Genomic DNA, 16,020 nt, shown 5'->3' on the forward strand with positions numbered 1-16,020 from the left:
CACGCTGTAAAAACCAGATAACTCCCGCTTTTTAGCTGGGCGTTATCTGGCCCGCCTGCGCCACCATTTTTCCAGCATCTGCACCACCAGAACAGCCAGAATAAAGCAGCCCAACATCAGTCCGATGGAAACCGCATTCTGGGTGCGGGCCTGCCCATCTCCTGCCAGAAGTTGCAACAGGTGCGTGCCCGCCTGCCCACCTGTTGCGGAATCAAATTTTGGCAGCAGCGCCAAGCCGCCACGCAAAAGGGCAATCAGCACCACGGTGATAGCCACCGTGGCCAGTGTTTTCAGCGCCGTATAGGCCAAACCGGGTTGAGGTGCAGGCACGTTAACAAAATTACCGGGAAGAAGACTTACCGTGTTTACGCATCTGCGCCTGATGCTGCTCGATGGAATCTTTCAGCCCCGGCACATCCTGCGCCACAATGGTATCTACATAGGTGTTGTTCTTCCAGACCCAGCGGTCTGTGCCATCCACCACAATATCCTTCATGCCCCCGTGGGATGTGGACATCAGTTCAATCGGCCCGCTGACGGAATCCAGAATCTTGTCCCAATCATTCCCGCGCTTCAGATACACGTCTGTTGAACATCCGGCAGAGCCGCACAGGCTGGCAGATTGCACCTGCACAAACAGCGCCATGCTGCCGCCACTGGTGCTGAGTGGGGCAGAGCCAATAAGCACCAATGGCCTTTCCTTATGCCGGGCGGCGGCGGCCATATCCTCGGCATTCAGGCGGCGGGCTTCCTTGTCCAACGATGTACCGGGCTGGCTTGTCAGCACAACCGGGGCGCCACCAGCGGGGCTGCGGGCTGCTGCTGCGGCATGGTGCGTGCGCTTGGATGTATGCGCATGCGTTTTGGCATGGCCCGTGGTTGTGGCATGGCCGGGATTAACGCAAAACAGAAACATAAAGCCAGTTAACGCCTGACACAGCACAACACGATGGTTCAAAAGTGCGCTCCTTCCGCAACACAGGATCATAACCTACCCCAGCAGGATACCCCGATCATGATAGAACATAACCAGAATAATACAGATACCCAAGTGCCAGAAATGCCTTGCCCCGGTCTTTATCAACATTACAAGGGCGGACTTTATACTGTGATCTGCACAGGCCGCCACAGTGAAACCGAAGAATGGCTTGTAACATACCGCAGTGAAGCACGAGGAGATTACTGGGTGCGCCCCCTTGCCATGTGGCAGGAAAGTGTAAACGGCGCACCGCGCTTTGCGTTGCTAAAAGCCGCCAACGCGGCAGAAACCGAGGCATAAACGCCCCGGCCTTTTATAGGTTGGTCAGCCGTTCTGCTGGGCCACCAGCTTTATCAGTTCAGCCACAATATCCGGGTCTGCCAAGGTGGACAGATCCCCCATATTATCCAGATCGTTCGCTGCAATCTTGCGCAGCAAACGCCGCACAATTTTGCCCGAACGTGTTTTGGGCAGATCCGGCACCACGTAAATTTTTTCTGGCACAGCATAGCGGCCTACGCCTGCGGCCACGGCCTTGTTTACGGCTGTGGCATCAAACGCGCCCTCCGCCTTGGGCACCACAAACACTACAAGGGCCTGCCCTTTCAGATCATGCGGCACGCCAACGGCGGCACTTTCCACCACGGCATGATCTTCAGCCACGGCATCTTCAATTTCCGCCGTGCCAATACGGTGGCCAGATACGTTCACCACATCATCCACACGGCCGGTAATCCAGTAATAACCGGTGGCATCCCGCCGTGCGCCATCACCCGAGAAATAATGGCCCGGGCATGTGGTGAAATAGGTTTTACGAAACCGTTCGTGGTCCTGCCACAGCGTCATGGCCTGTCCGGGCCAGGATTGCGCAAGGCACAACAGGCCTTCGCCCTCGCCTTCAATATCCTGCCCTTTGGCATCTGTAAGCGTAACAGCCACACCCGGCAAAGGCAGCCCAGCGGCCCCCGGCTTACCTGCAACATTCTGGGCGCAGGCGGTAATCATCACGCCGCCGGTTTCTGTCTGCCACCATGTATCCACCACCGGGCAGGCATTGCGCCCTACTTCTGCATAAAACCACTTCCATGCTTCCGGGCTGATAGGCTCACCCACCGTGCCCAGCACACGCAGGCTAGACAGAGAGCGGCTTTGCACCACGGAATCATCCTCACGCATGGCAGCACGAATAACCGTGGGAGACGTATAGAAAACAGAAACCTGATTCTGGTCTATCACATCCCACCAGCGGCCAGGCTGCGGCCATGATGGCAGGCCTTCATACACAAGAATGGTGCCACCATTTACCAGTGGCCCGTACACCACATAAGTGTGGCCGGTAATCCAGCTTGTATCTGCCGTACACCAGAACACATCAGTGGGTTTGGCATCAAACACCAGCTCCTGCGTGAAAGAGGCCCACACCAGATACCCGCCCGTGCTATGCACCAGCCCTTTGGGGCGCCCCGTGCTGCCAGATGTGTAAAGCAGAAACAGCGGATCACACGCGTTCATTACTTCTGCCGGGCAATCCGGTATTTCAAGCGCCACTTCTGCTGCGTAGGACAGGTCCCGCCCTTTTTGCATGGGCACATCAGCACCTGTTACAGGCACCACCAGCACATTGCGCACGGCACTTTGTGCCCCACACAGTTTTATGGCCTCATCCATTGTGGTCTTGCTGGGGATTTTCTTGGGCCCACGGCGCGCCACGTCTGCGGTAATTACCACCACAGCGCCGCTATCTGTCAGACGTTCGGCCAGACCCTCGGCAGAAAAGCCACCAAACAACACCACGTGCACGGCCCCAATACGAGCGCAGGCCAGCATGGAAATAACACCCTCTGCCACCATGGGCAGATGGATGGCCACGCGGTCTCCCTTTTTCACACCCAGGCGGCGCAGCACATTGGCCAAGCGGCACACACGGGCATGCAGTTCACGGTATGAGATTACCTCGCGGTGGCCATCTTCCTGCCCCTGCCAGATCAGGGCAGCATTATCGGGCTGATACAGAACGTGCCGGTCCAGACAGTTTTCAGCCGCATTCAGCCGCCCGTCTTCATACCAGGAAACGCGCACATCGCCGGTAAAATCAGAGCGGGATGCGTGCATGGGTTGCGTATGCCATGCCAGCCTTTGCGCCTGAGCCAGCCAGAATTCCTCCGGATCACGTTGCGCCCGCTGCACAAGATCCTGATACCGATCAGAAACGGGGTTATCCGTTGCGGGGAAAAACGCATCTACCACTCTGTCTGGCCCTTTCGGCTTCTGTTGTTCTTGTTACGAAACAGAACTGGTTTGACCATATTGCACGCCTGCATGAAAGACCCCGCACCGCATGAACACCAAATAAAGTGCATTCATACAGAAAAAGGGCCAGCCACTTTGCGTGACTGACCCTTCCATCATGCCGTGTTCAGCGTGATCCGGCCTTATCAACAAAACCGGAATAACAGCCTTGTGCTTACAGAGAAGCCTTGGCCCGTTCCAGCACAGCTTTACAGGTTTTCTGACGCACTGGCAGAATAGCCATGGCAATGGTGTAGGTGCGGTTGTTGGCATGCAGCAGACCGGCAGAACCATTGGCGTAAGACATGTTGCCTTCCTGCCCTTCTGGCACGGCGTTGGTCTTTTTGTTGTATTCCTGCAGCGTGCGCCAGCCGTCGTCGTAATCAACGTATTCGTTCTGCACACAGTAGTTCAGCAGGCCAGCATTTTCTGCCGGATCAATGGAACCAACAAAGCCAGACGGATCTACATCTGTCAGGCGGGACGTATCTCCGGCGCGTGTTACGGGCGCATCTGTGTTTTCCTGCGCATGGGCAGACACAGCAGCCCCTGCCAGCAGAGATGTGGTGAGGGCAAGCGCCGACAGGGCACGTACGGCAATCAGTTTCATTCAGAATCTCCCTAGCGGAATATGCCTCAAACTGCCCTGTATCTGCCCGAAAGATCAAGCAGCCCCATTGCGCACCCCGCACATGGCAGACCACAGATATATCAGGGTTTTTCCGCAACCCCTGATCCGGCGCTTACGTTATGTGCACTATGCACCCGCCCATGTGTGGCACCGGCACCGCAAGTGCTGCCTGCCCGCCAACACATGGCAAAGATACGAATATTGATGAATCTGCCTCACTTTTCTCAATTCCACCACAACACAAAAAGCCGGGTTTTTGTGAACTTCGCTGTTGCGCTGATCTTGAGTGAGCGGGTAGTCCTGAGTAATCTGCATATGTTATAACAAAGCGCTTAGCAGGTGCTATTTGTGCTTTCTGTAAGCCCTCACGCCAGATCACGATCTAGTGAGTGTATGGGGAAAGCCGGGCATTCCACCCAAATATACGCCCAACTTCCACCGAATATTGGACAGCCAGCCAGCCAGCAGGGTACAACGTTAACTTGTATCGAAAAAGAAACGACAAGCGGGAATATCCAGGCATGCTGCCAGCCAGCCTTTTTGCAAAAACAGAAATAACAGGCCACGGCACCGCTTCTGAAGCCATATGCGATGCCCTGCGCCGCGCCATTCTGGAAGACCAGATTCAGCCCGGCCAACCCCTGCCGCAATCTGAACTGGCCAGTGGCTTTGGCGTGAGCATTATTCCTGTGCGCGAGGCCCTGAAACATCTGGAAGCCGAAGGGCTTGTCACCTTCATGCCCAACAAAGGGGCGATGGTGATTGGCATGAATGAGGCCGATATTCTGGAATACTCCCAGATCCGCGCCATTTTAGAGGAACGCGCCGCCGCAGAAGGTGTGCGCAACATGACACGCGTTGATTTTGCCCGCGTGGAAGATGCGTATGAAGCCTTTGTAGAAGGTGTGCATGGCCCTTCTGGGCGTATCCGCTCTGGCGCGCTCAACCGGGCTTTTCATAATGCCATTTACGCCTCGGCCCGCAGCCCGCGCCTGCTTGAAATGATAGAAGACCTGCACGTGCGGCTTGACCGTTATATTCGTGGGCATCTGGTAATAGAGGGCCGCAAGGATATTACAGATCTGGAACACAAGGCGATTCTGGACGCCTGCCGCAACCGCGATGCTGATTTATGCGCCAAACTCACGCGCGCGCATATTCTAGAAGCGGCTGCTATTTCTATAGATGTGTTCCGCAGCCGCAAAGCCGCAAAAACCGCCGCAACAGGCACCTGACTTCCCCTCACGGGAATTCACAAAAACCCCAGCGCTACAGGTCGGGTTTAAAGAGCGGAACACCTCTGCATTTCTGGATAATATATTATGTTGCAAATCATATATTATCATGTCAGGAGGGAATAATCATTATGAAGCCAAAACTACCTGCACACATGGCAGGCCCGGTTCTGGCTTACCAATCCGGAATGAAAAGCCCATGTCATCCACAGACACGTTCGCTCCTGATTTTGCATCCCGCACCCCACTTCGGCAGGCCATTATTGAAGCCATGCGCCGCCCCGAAGCTCAGTGTGTGGAAACCCTGACACCAGACGCCACATTAACAGAGGCAGAAAACGGCTCTGTTGCCACCATGGCCTCCAAACTGGCCGAAGCCCTGCGCGCGCGCCGCAGCCCGGGGCTGGTGGAAACACTGGTGCAGGAATTCTCGCTTTCCTCCACCGAGGGCGTGGCCCTGATGTGTCTGGCCGAAGCGCTGCTGCGTATTCCAGACGTTGCCACGCGCGATGCGCTGATTCAGGACAAGATTGGTGAAAGCAACTGGCTTTCTCATGTTGCACGCGGCAAGCCCTTGTTTGCCAACGCCGCCGCATGGGGGCTGGCGCTAACCGGCAAACTGGTGACAGAGCATGATGAAGGCACGCTTGCCAGCTCTCTGCTCAACTTTGCGGAACGCACATCCAAACCCATTATCCGCAAGGCCGTAGATGCCGCCATGCGCCTGATGGGCGAGCAGTTTGTGCTGGGCCAGACCATTGATCAGGCCCGCAAGAACAGCGCCAAGCTGGAAGCTGTGGGTTTTTCCTATTCCTACGATATGCTGGGCGAGGCCGCGTTTACCGCGCATGATGCCGAACGCTACCGGCAGGATTACATCAACGCCATCAACACCATTGGCCGCAGCGCAACCGGCAACAATGTGTATGACCGGCCCGGTATTTCCATCAAACTTTCTGCCCTGCACCCACGCTATGCCCGCGCACAGTATGACCGCGTGATGGGTGAACTGCTGCCGGTTGTGCAGGAACTTACGCTGCTGGCCCGCAAATACGATATCGGCCTGAACATTGATGCGGAAGAAACAGAACGTCTGGATGTCTCTTTAGATATTCTGGAAGCCCTGTGCGCCACACCGGGGCTGGAAGGCTGGAACGGCATTGGCTTTGTGGTGCAGGCTTACGGCAAGCGCTGCCCGTATGTTCTGGATTACATTATTGATCTGGCCCGCCGCACCAACCGCCGCATTATGGTGCGTTTGGTAAAAGGGGCTTACTGGGATAGCGAAATCAAGAAAGCACAGGTTGAGGGCATGGCGGATTTTCCCGTTTATACCCGCAAGTGCCACACAGATATCAGCTACATTGCCTGCGCCCGTAAACTGCTGAACGCGCGAGATGTAATTTTCCCGCAGTTTGCCACGCACAATGCCCGCACGCTTTCCACCATTTACACGCTGGCGGGTGAAAAGTTCGAGCTTGGCTCTTACGAGTTCCAGTGCCTGCACGGCATGGGCGAACCGCTGTACAAACAGGTTGTGGGGGCAGACAAGTTTAACCGCCCATGCCGCATTTATGCACCTGTTGGCACGCATGAAACCCTGCTGGCTTACCTTGTGCGCCGCCTTTTGGAAAACGGGGCCAATTCCTCCTTCGTCAATCAGATTGGGGATAGCGCCATTCCGCTTTCATCCCTGATTGAAAACCCCATTGATGTGGCCCGCCGTTACACACCTTACGGCGCACCGCACACAGAAATCCGCAACCCGCGTGATCTGTTTGCGCCAGAACGTATCAACTCCGCAGGGGTGGATCTGGCGGATGACAAGGTTCTGTCCGCACTGGCAACCGGCATTAAAGATGCCCCCCAAACGTGGGAAGCCAGCCCCATGGTTGTGGGTGTGAAAAAGAAAGGTGCTTTCCGCCCCGTTACCAACCCGGCAGACCGGCGCGATGTGGTGGGCAAAGTTTCCTACGCCACGCCAGATGTTGTAACAAAAGCTGTGGATGCCGCACAGAAAGGCCAGCAGGACTGGGCCAACCGCAGCCCGGCAGAACGTGCAGACATTCTGCAAAAAGCCTCTGATATTCTGGAAGAACGCACGGATGATCTTCTGGCACTTCTGGGGCGTGAAGCCGGGAAATCCCTCCCCAATGCTGTGGCGGAAGTGCGTGAGGCTGTAGATTTCCTGCGCTATTACGGCGCCACCATCCGGCGGGATTTTGATAACACCACCCACAAGCCGCTGGGAATTGTCACCTGCATTAGCCCGTGGAACTTCCCGCTGGCCATCTTTATTGGCCAGATTGCCGCAGCCCTTGCAGCCGGTAACGTTGTGCTGGCCAAACCGGCAGAGGAAACACCACTTGTTGCCGCCGTGGCCGTGGGTATCTTGCAAGAAGCCGGCGTGCCACCGGCTGCCCTGCAACTGCTGACCGGTGAAGGTGACGTAGGCGCTGCCGCCGTGGCGGATGAGCGCGTTATGGGCGTGATGTTCACTGGCTCCACCACCGTGGCGCAGATTATCAACCGTCAGCTTCTGGAACGGCGCACAGCCAGCGGCCAGCCCGTGCCATTTGTGGCCGAAACCGGCGGCCAGAACGCCATGATTGTGGATTCCTCCGCACTGGCAGAACAGGTTGTGGCCGATGTTCTGGCCTCCGCCTTTGATAGTGCAGGCCAGCGCTGCTCTGCCCTGCGCGTTCTGTGTGTGCAGGAAGATTGTGCAGACCACGTTCTGGCCATGCTGCGTGGCGCCATGCGTGAACTGCGCATTGGCAACCCTGCGCATCTTTCCTGCGATGTGGGCCCGGTCATTACCGAGGAAGCTGCCGCAAACATTACCGCGCATGTTAACGCCTTTAAGGCCCGCAAAGCCCCGGTTATGGCGCTGCCTGTGCCAGAATCCTGCGCCAACGGCAGCTACGTGCCGCCCACGCTGATTGAAGTGCTGAACATTCGGGAAATTGGGCCAGAAGTGTTTGGCCCCGTGCTGCATGTTCTGCGCTTTGAACGTGACAAGCTGGAAGAACTGCTGCTGGAAATTAACGATACCGGCTACGGGCTAACATTTGGCCTGCACACCCGGTTGGATTCCACAATAAAAAGCGTGCTCTCACAGGTTGAGGCTGGCAATCTTTACGTCAACCGCAACACCATTGGTGCGGTTGTGGGTGTGCAGCCTTTTGGTGGGCGTGGCCTTTCTGGCACCGGCCCCAAGGCGGGTGGCCCGCTTATTCTGCGCCGTCTGCTGTCTGAAGCCCCAGCTGTGGCGCAGATTGTACGTGGCCGCACCACGCCAGAAATGGCGCAGTGGACAGACTGGCTGCGTGAAAAGGGTGAAAGCAAAGCCGCGCAAATTGCTGGCAATCTGGCACGCCTGCCGCTGGTGGGCGGAGAAATCACGCTGCCCGGCCCTGTGGGTGAGCAAAACATCTATCGCCTGAGCGCACGCGACAACGTGCTGTGTGTGCCCATCACGCTGGCCGGGTTGTATGATCAGATCTCTCTGGCGCTGGCTGGGGGCAACACGGCACTGGTGCTGGCAGAAGAAGAACTGACAGGATGGCTGGACAGACTGCCAGATATTCTGCGCCAAGCCATTCGCCCGGTTGCCAGCGCAACGGCCCTACCCTGCTCTATCCTGCTGGGTGAAGATGATAACGCCATCTTCCGCAGTACGCGCAGAACACTGGCAGAAGCCAATGGCCCCATTGTTTCCGCCTTTGTAACGGGCGCAACACTACCTTCTGTTGAAGTGGTGCTGGAAGAGCAGTCTCGCAGCATCAACACCACCGCAGCGGGTGGCAATGCCAGCCTGATGACACTGAACTAATCAACCTACACTGAATACACCAAGCCCTCGGCGTTTTTATGCGCCGGGGGTTTTGTTTGTACGGCTGTGCCTCCTGCGTGGGGCATGGCTCATCTTACCAGAGATCATCTTTTCGTGAGCAAAGATGGTGATATAACGCGCATCCTTCTATTAAAAAACGCGCATAAAACCTCTCTTTTCATTCTTTTTCTTTAGAGGAGACATTATGACAGCCCGTACGGGACATGATGCCAAGCTGGTTATTGCCATTCTGCTGGTTACAATGGCAATGGGCATGCTGGATGCCATATCCCTACTGCATCTCAAGATTTTTGCAGGATATATGACAGCCACCATTATTCTTATGGCTGTTAACATTGCCACTTCTCAGGCCATTGTTCTTTCTGGCCTGGAGGCCATAGCCTGTTACTTTACAGGGGCCATTATTGGTGGCCGCCTAGTACGGCGGGAGCGCCATACGCGCCTTGTGGTGGGGGATATCCTGCTAGGCGTTGGCTGCCTTGTGGGGCTGGCCGCGTTTGTGTGGTGTGCACAGCTTAGCGGTGGCATTTACATTACGCTGGGCATGCTCTCACTGGCCATGGGGCTGCAAACTTCTGCCACGCGCCATGCCAAACTGCCAGATATGGTGCTGCCTGCCGCCACTATGGTGCTGCACGGGCTGGCCCATAACAGCACGGTGGCTGGTGGCACAAACTCTGGCACGTGGCGCAGATTAGCCGCTATTGCCAGCCTGTTTGTGGGTGCCGTAATTGGCACGCTGGTTTCTGATAAAAATGTTGGAATTGGTATTGCCGCTGCGGGTGCTACCGTTTTTGCGGCGGGTGGCCTGCTGCATTGGCGCCGCCACCCTCTTGCCCTGCATCTGGATAAAATGAGTATTCCCTAAACAACGGGAATACTCGGTAAATACAAAGCTCAGCCAGCTTTTTTGTTATTGGTGGCGAAGTAAACAGCCATAAGGTAGCACACTACAGAACTGCCCATGGTTGCCAGAGCCGTCATCCGTTCGGATGGGTTGAGCAACATGGCCACAAACACCAGCACCACACCAGCAAGCGTTACGTAATTGCACAGCGGAAAAAGCGGCAGCGTGTAATTTTCTGCCTCTGTGCCAGCCTGCCGCGCTGCACGGCGCGTAACGATGTAAGATGTTACAATCAGGCTGTAGATCAGCAGGATAACGCCACCACTGCAGCTTAGCAGAAAGGCAAAAATGGTGCCCGGCGCCAGAATGGATGAGAAAGCCACCAGCGTGCCCGCAAGGCTGCTGACGATAATGGCCTTACGCGGCACAACAGCAGCAGAGCTACGTGCCAGAAAGCCCGGAGCATCACCCTGAGCAGCCAGCTCTGTAAGAATGCGCGATGTAATATACATGGCGGAGTTCAGGCAGGACAGAATGGCGCTCAGCACCACAATGCGCATCAGCAAACCGGCACCGGGCACGCCCATAACATCCATGGCCGCCACAAAAGGTGATTTACCGGCAACAATGTTTGTCCACGGCACCACAATCAGGATCATGCCCACGGCGGCTACGTAAAACAGGGTAATACGGCGGCCAAGGCTGCGGGTTACGCGGGCCACGTTCTTACCCGGTTCTGGAGATTCAGCGGCTGCCACTGTGGCAATTTCCGAACCCATCATGGTGAACAGAATGGTGGGAATAATAGACAGCAGCGCCACAACACCATGCGGAAAAAGCCCGCCATGCCCCAGCAGATTTTCCTTTACGGAAACGCCCGGCCCAAACACATGCGCTGCATATAAAAGAGAAATGGCAATAAAGGCGATAATGCTGAAAACCTTAATGGCGGAAAGCCAGAATTCACATTCACCAAAAACGCGTGGAGCAGCAAAGTTGATAAGTTTAAGAACAAGAATAAGCACAACAGAAAGCAGCCAAACCGGCAGATGCACCCAATCCTGCAATAGAATGGCGCCGGCTATGGCCTCACTTCCCAACACCACCACCCAGAAGAACCAGTAAAGCCACCCTGCGGTAAAGCCCACCTTATCTCCATGTGCGGCGCGAATGTATTCTACAAAGGACCCGCGCCCGGGGTCCGCCACAACCATTTCCCCCAGCATGCGCATAACCAGGATAACCAGAAATCCTACCAGCAGAAACGCCAGCAGAACCGCAGGCCCTGTTGCCGCAATGGCAGCGCCACTGCCAACAAACAGACCAGCCCCAATAGTGCCGCCCAGAGCGATCATGGCTATGTGGCGATTACGCAGCCCGTCTGCGGGTTTTCCCGCAGGAAGGGTCGTCGGTTCGGGCATCAGGAAATCCTTTATTCTTGTTGTCCTGTAAGTTTCTACCCCAAAACGAAACGTTTTGGGAAATTCTCGTTAGAAATGCTTGTAAAAATAGGCCTCCAGCACGCCGGCATGCCGCCCGATATTGTGCATGCGATACCCCGTTGGCACCCCTGCGCGAGAAAGTGCGCGCCCTGCCGGGCCACTAAAGGCTGTGCCCGCGGCAACGGCGGCTGATGTGGTTTCGTCCAGCATATATTCGGCTGTAAAATCCACTTCGTTGGAAACATGGCGGCCCACGTTCTTCAGTCCCATGCCGGAGGGATACAGCAGGGAAAGATCGTAAAAATGCACACCCAGCTTAAGCTCATCCTTTTTACGGAACAGGTGCACAGGTGGCGTGCCTGTTAGGTCAAACTGATGCACTTCCAGATCAGAAAGCGGGGCCAGATACATGCCCACAATTTCACCCGGCCAGTAGCCGCCATAGGTGTAGCGCTTACCATCATACAAAAAGAACGTATCGTAATTGCGCTTGACCGAACCTTCGGCATTTTTACCACCACCAAACCGCGTGTACCGGTAAAACAGATGCGGCTTCCACGGCAGCATGGAAAACGTATAACCGGGCTCGAAAAACATGCCGTAGGCTTCTACAGATTTGTAGCCGTTGCCTGCGTGGCTGTTCTGTTCGGATACAAAATTGCCATAGAACGTAAAGTTCTTTGAAATCCCTAGCGCCTTGACAGGAAACAGCGTGCCGCCCCAGCTCAGGGCTGCCACGTTCATGCCGTTACGATCTGCACGCGTAGAATAATCGTAATGAGATGATCCATCTGCATCCCGCACATGGAAGTAGGTTAACGTTACATACGCAGCACGATCTGCATATGTAGACCCACCATGCCCACCGGGTTTGTTTTTGAACCAGGAGACATCAAACCCGACAAACTTGGTTTTGGGGCGATCATATCCGCGGTCAATGTCATTGTCGGAATTGCTTTCCAACATAAAGACATCCCCACGCACGGAATCACCTTCCAGCTTGATCACGCCGGGGCCAGAAAACGCATATCGCGGTGCATACCACCATGCGCCTCTATCACCCGCGCTGTAGGTGCCTTTACCAATCAGAAAGCCATCATCCACCGCAAAGGCCTGCCTGCCGCCCTGCACCGTTAGAATCTGGTGACCGCCCGCCATCTTGAGCGGCACTTCTACGCCCAGATTGGCTTCTTCCAGATAAATGGAGCGCGGCGTGCCCGATGTTTGAGAAACTTCCTCCGCATCACCATCACCCAGCGTGGTGGCGCCAATAGCAGAAGCCTTGCCAATAACGGTAAAGCCCCAGCCTGTTTGCCAAGACCCCATAAGCATGGGCTTGCCGTAAAATTCGCCATAGGTGCTGTTTTTATGGCGCACCAGAGCACCAGAAGATTTGGTGCCGTAAGACCCGGCGCCAAAGTTGGTATTGGGCAGGAAAAAAGCAGACCCACCAATATCCAGCGCGCCCTGAAGGGTAATACCCTTAATGGAAACAAGCGTTTGCTCTGCCCGCACCTCCTCTGGTGCAGCAAAAGCCGCTAGCCCGAGCGCGACTAAAGAGCAGCTTGCCTTAACAAACCCGCGAGACCCGCGACACACTGAAGTGGCATGAGAACGTGCATGCCGGACAAAGGAATTACTCATAATCAGCCAGCGCCTGCATGAAGTTGAAACCCAGACGCACACGCACAAAAAAAGCGGTAAAGCCGTTTCTGTACAAAAATGATATCCTGCATCAGATATGCCACGTGTAGAGGATCTCCTTGTTGCAATCTGTTACGGGACAGACATGTACTGCATATACACATCTCTTTTTATAATCATCACACAACAATATATGATATTCAAGAGATTATAATAAAAAATTCCGAATCTTTTTTACTTCTATATTTTGTATAATCAAGATGTATTGTTAAATAATAAAAAGAGTATTTTGTATTTCTTTCATGTATTCCAAAACAAAGAATGCTTACCATATCGGATGTGAAACAATAATTTCATGGAAAATTATCTTGCCACCGGCACAATCTACATACCGGCGCGCACGCATGCGCATTTTGTCAGTTCCGATTTTATACACGGAATGTATAATTCTTTTTATTACAAATAAAAATATATGATGTATTTCTATAAATTTTTGTTTTTTGTAATTATTTTTACGTAAATGTTTCCATATATTCCAAAATTATCATATATTTAATAAGGACGTAAAATAATACTTTGAGTATATATATGTAGGTATATATCTCATTATTTTTAACGCTAAACCCGCGATACAGAAAATACCCTGCGCGTTTCCGGGCCGCAAACCCTGTATTTTTGGAACGGGAAAACTGCGCCCTGCCCCAATATTTTGTGAACAATCACAACAACATTGAAACAGGGCCTCACCACATTACTGCGGCGTGCTGGGGTATTTTACGGGCACGTGCTCAGATATACCGGCATCCCACACACCGCCTTTAATGGTATCCGATGTATCCGGATCTTCCACCTTTACCTTCTTGTCTATTCCGCCATCCCATACACCGCCTTTGGTTGTATCGGGCTGATCCGGGTTTTTGACCTCAACATGTCTGGAAACGCCACCATCCCAAGTAGCGGCAGAAGCACTCTGCACAAACCCGAGGCCAAGAACAGCGACACACATATAAAGTGTCTTTTTCATTTTTCTCTCCTCGTTTAACAAAACTGTAACACAATGTATTGCTTATTTTCAACACGAGTACTGTGCATTCTCTGTATGTCTGCTCTTTAAAAAGCAGTCATCCCGAACGGCCCTGCACCTACACGGGCCTGCAATGGCGGCATAAAAAAAGGAACCCAAATGGGTTCCTTGCGCAGAATTTATGCTGTGTAGACAATATATTTTGCAAATTGAATGCTTTTTCATCCACCAGATATGTAACGCCCACCCTGTAACGCAGACTGACAGCGCCAACAACAAAGGCTGATCACAACCAATTGAATTTTCTGAATTTTAAGGAAATGGAGCGGATGAAGGGAATCGAACCCTCGTATGCAGCTTGGGAAGCTGCCGTTCTACCATTGAACTACATCCGCATCTTTGTGGGGCGCACTATACCGATACATTGTGCAAATGGCAATGTGTCAGTTTCACTCAGCTTCCATTTCTGCACTTACCAAATCAGAAATATGGCCGATTTCACGCAGATGCAGCCCCTCTGGCGGGCGAGAGCGCGTGTTGCCGCGTGCAATGCGGCGGGGCAACACGGCACGGTCAAACCCCAGCTTGGCAGCTTCCTTCAAACGGGCATCGGCCTGCGCCACCTGCCGCACCTCGCCAGAAAGACCAACCTCTCCAAAATAAACCTCTCCGGGGCTGGTGGGCACGCCACTGGCGGCAGAAACCAGCGCAGCCGCCACAGCCAGATCTGCCGCAGGTTCCGCCACCTTCAGGCCACCTGCCACGTTCAGATACACATCCATGCCAGAGAGTTTGAGCCCACAGCGCGTTTCCAGCACAGCCAGCAACATGGAAAGGCGGCCTGTATCCCACCCCACCACGGCACGGCGGGGGGCGCCATCTCCTCCTTTGGGGGCCAGCAAGGCCTGCACTTCCAACAAAACGGGCCGCGTGCCCTCCAGCCCGGCAAATACGGCAGACCCGGCAATATTGCCCCGCCGTTCGGCCAAAAACAGGGCTGATGGGTTGCTCACTTCCTCCAGACCGCGGTCTGTCATGGCAAACACGCCAATTTCATCCGTTGCGCCGTAGCGGTTTTTGGCGGCCCGCAAGATACGGAACTGGTGGCCCCTATCGCCTTCAAAATACATTACGGCATCCACCATGTGCTCCAGCACACGCGGGCCAGCCAGCGCGCCCTCCTTGGTTACATGCCCTACCAGAATAAGACTGAACCCCCGGCGCTTGGCCGCGCGTATCAGCTCAAACGCACAGGCCCGCACCTGAGAGACCGTACCCGGCGCGCTATCTATGGTTTCCAGCCACATGGTCTGGATGGAATCAATCACTACCGCCCGCACATCGGGTTCGGCTTCCAGCGTGGCCACAATATCTGCCACGTTGATGGATGCCGCTAAATCCAGCTTGGCCCCGGCCACACCCAAGCGTTGCGCACGCAGGCGGATCTGGTCCACCGCTTCTTCACCAGAAATATACAGAACCCGCTCGCCCTTGCCTGCCAGCTTGCTGGCGGCCTGAAGCAGCAAAGTGGATTTACCTATGCCGGGGTCTCCCCCCACCAGCACAACAGAAGCAGGCACAAGGCCACCACCCAAAACCCGATCAAGCTCTGCAATGCCTGTTTGGGTGCGTGGTGGAAGTTTGATCTCCCCCTCCAGCGCCTGCAACGCCACGCGCCGCCCCTTGCCACCACGCACCGCGGCAGAGGATGCGGCCAAGGGTTCCACAGCCATTTCTTCCAGCGTGTTCCATTCACCGCAGGCATCGCACTGCCCGGCCCATTTGGCATGTACAGCGCCGCAATTGGTGCAAACATAGGTGCGGGAAGGTTTTTTAGCCATCAGGCAAGCTCTTTTGCTGTCTGGTTCATCCCCCTTGATGTGGAATAAAACAGGAACAAACTCAAGGGCTCGCCTGAACTGTTTTTTATACATAGCCCAATTTGGCGTTCAGAACGGCCCTGCCGGATTTATGCAGAATTTGTTATTTGAAAGAGCAACACCCCCAGCCCACCACGCAACGATGCTTTGACGAACCCGCCCGCACAGGTTACGGCTGCTGGAACTGCCTTTT

At 54.6% G+C, this 16,020-nt stretch carries 12 protein-coding genes and 1 tRNA gene; 4 read left to right on the plus strand and 9 right to left on the minus strand.

The window, feature by feature from the left end:
- Positions 1-42 precede the first annotated feature (42 nt).
- On the minus strand, positions 43-330 hold the full coding sequence (locus tag QQM41_RS02390; RefSeq protein WP_339077606.1) for a hypothetical protein: 288 nt from the start codon (positions 328-330) through the stop codon (positions 43-45).
- 10 nt (positions 331-340) lie between these two features.
- Positions 341-916 carry a hypothetical protein gene (locus tag QQM41_RS02395; protein ID WP_174714313.1) on the minus strand — a complete coding sequence of 192 codons (576 nt, stop codon included), beginning with the start codon at positions 914-916 and terminating at the stop codon, positions 341-343.
- 99 nt (positions 917-1,015) lie between these two features.
- On the opposite strand from QQM41_RS02395, the gene QQM41_RS02400 reads away from it, so the two are divergent.
- Entirely contained in the window at positions 1,016-1,279 is a 264-nt protein-coding gene (locus QQM41_RS02400) for a DUF1653 domain-containing protein (RefSeq protein WP_339077607.1), read from the plus strand.
- A gap of 24 nt (positions 1,280-1,303) precedes the next feature.
- Here QQM41_RS02400 and acs read toward each other — a convergent pair whose 3' ends face one another.
- Positions 1,304-3,226, minus strand: a complete 1,923-nt coding sequence (gene acs / locus QQM41_RS02405) for an acetate--CoA ligase (protein ID WP_339077608.1) — start codon at positions 3,224-3,226, stop codon at positions 1,304-1,306.
- Between the two features lie 217 nt (positions 3,227-3,443).
- Positions 3,444-3,878 carry a DUF4148 domain-containing protein gene (locus QQM41_RS02410; protein ID WP_003628464.1) on the minus strand — a complete coding sequence of 145 codons (435 nt, stop codon included), beginning with the start codon at positions 3,876-3,878 and terminating at the stop codon, positions 3,444-3,446.
- Between the two features lie 542 nt (positions 3,879-4,420).
- Between QQM41_RS02410 and QQM41_RS02415 the strand changes: the two genes are divergently transcribed.
- The 3 genes from QQM41_RS02415 to QQM41_RS02425 all read left to right on the plus strand — a co-directional run bounded on the left by QQM41_RS02415 (position 4,421) and on the right by QQM41_RS02425 (position 9,858).
- Positions 4,421-5,134, plus strand: coding sequence for a GntR family transcriptional regulator (locus QQM41_RS02415; RefSeq protein ID WP_339077609.1), 714 nt, complete (start codon positions 4,421-4,423; stop codon positions 5,132-5,134).
- A 109-nt stretch (positions 5,135-5,243) separates the two neighbouring features.
- Positions 5,244-8,969 (plus strand): bifunctional proline dehydrogenase/L-glutamate gamma-semialdehyde dehydrogenase PutA, encoded by a 3,726-nt coding sequence (putA, locus tag QQM41_RS02420; protein ID WP_339077610.1) that lies wholly within the window; start codon positions 5,244-5,246, stop codon positions 8,967-8,969.
- Between the two features lie 205 nt (positions 8,970-9,174).
- The gene (locus QQM41_RS02425) at positions 9,175-9,858 is read left to right on the plus strand and encodes a YoaK family protein (RefSeq protein WP_050819423.1); all 684 of its coding nucleotides are present in this window, start codon (positions 9,175-9,177) and stop codon (positions 9,856-9,858) included.
- A 29-nt stretch (positions 9,859-9,887) separates the two neighbouring features.
- On the opposite strand, the gene QQM41_RS02430 is transcribed toward QQM41_RS02425, so the two are convergent.
- The 5 genes from QQM41_RS02430 to radA form a co-directional block, all read right to left on the minus strand.
- Positions 9,888-11,258 carry an amino acid permease gene (locus QQM41_RS02430; RefSeq protein WP_004448887.1) on the minus strand — a complete coding sequence of 457 codons (1,371 nt, stop codon included), beginning with the start codon at positions 11,256-11,258 and terminating at the stop codon, positions 9,888-9,890.
- A 69-nt stretch (positions 11,259-11,327) separates the two neighbouring features.
- Positions 11,328-12,923, minus strand: a complete 1,596-nt coding sequence (locus QQM41_RS02435) for a hypothetical protein (protein WP_003628469.1) — start codon at positions 12,921-12,923, stop codon at positions 11,328-11,330.
- 751 nt (positions 12,924-13,674) lie between these two features.
- Positions 13,675-13,947: a hypothetical protein gene (locus QQM41_RS02440; protein ID WP_050819422.1), complete on the minus strand. Its 273-nt coding sequence runs from the start codon at positions 13,945-13,947 to the stop codon at positions 13,675-13,677.
- A gap of 321 nt (positions 13,948-14,268) precedes the next feature.
- A tRNA-Gly gene (locus QQM41_RS02445) sits at positions 14,269-14,342 on the minus strand.
- 54 nt (positions 14,343-14,396) lie between these two features.
- Positions 14,397-15,788 (minus strand): DNA repair protein RadA, encoded by a 1,392-nt coding sequence (radA, locus tag QQM41_RS02450; protein WP_004448875.1) that lies wholly within the window; start codon positions 15,786-15,788, stop codon positions 14,397-14,399.
- Positions 15,789-16,020 lie beyond the last annotated feature (232 nt).

Origin of the sequence: Acetobacter sp. AC2005 (genome assembly GCF_037901235.1) — a bacterium.
Classification (GTDB): domain Bacteria; phylum Pseudomonadota; class Alphaproteobacteria; order Acetobacterales; family Acetobacteraceae; genus Acetobacter; species Acetobacter oryzoeni.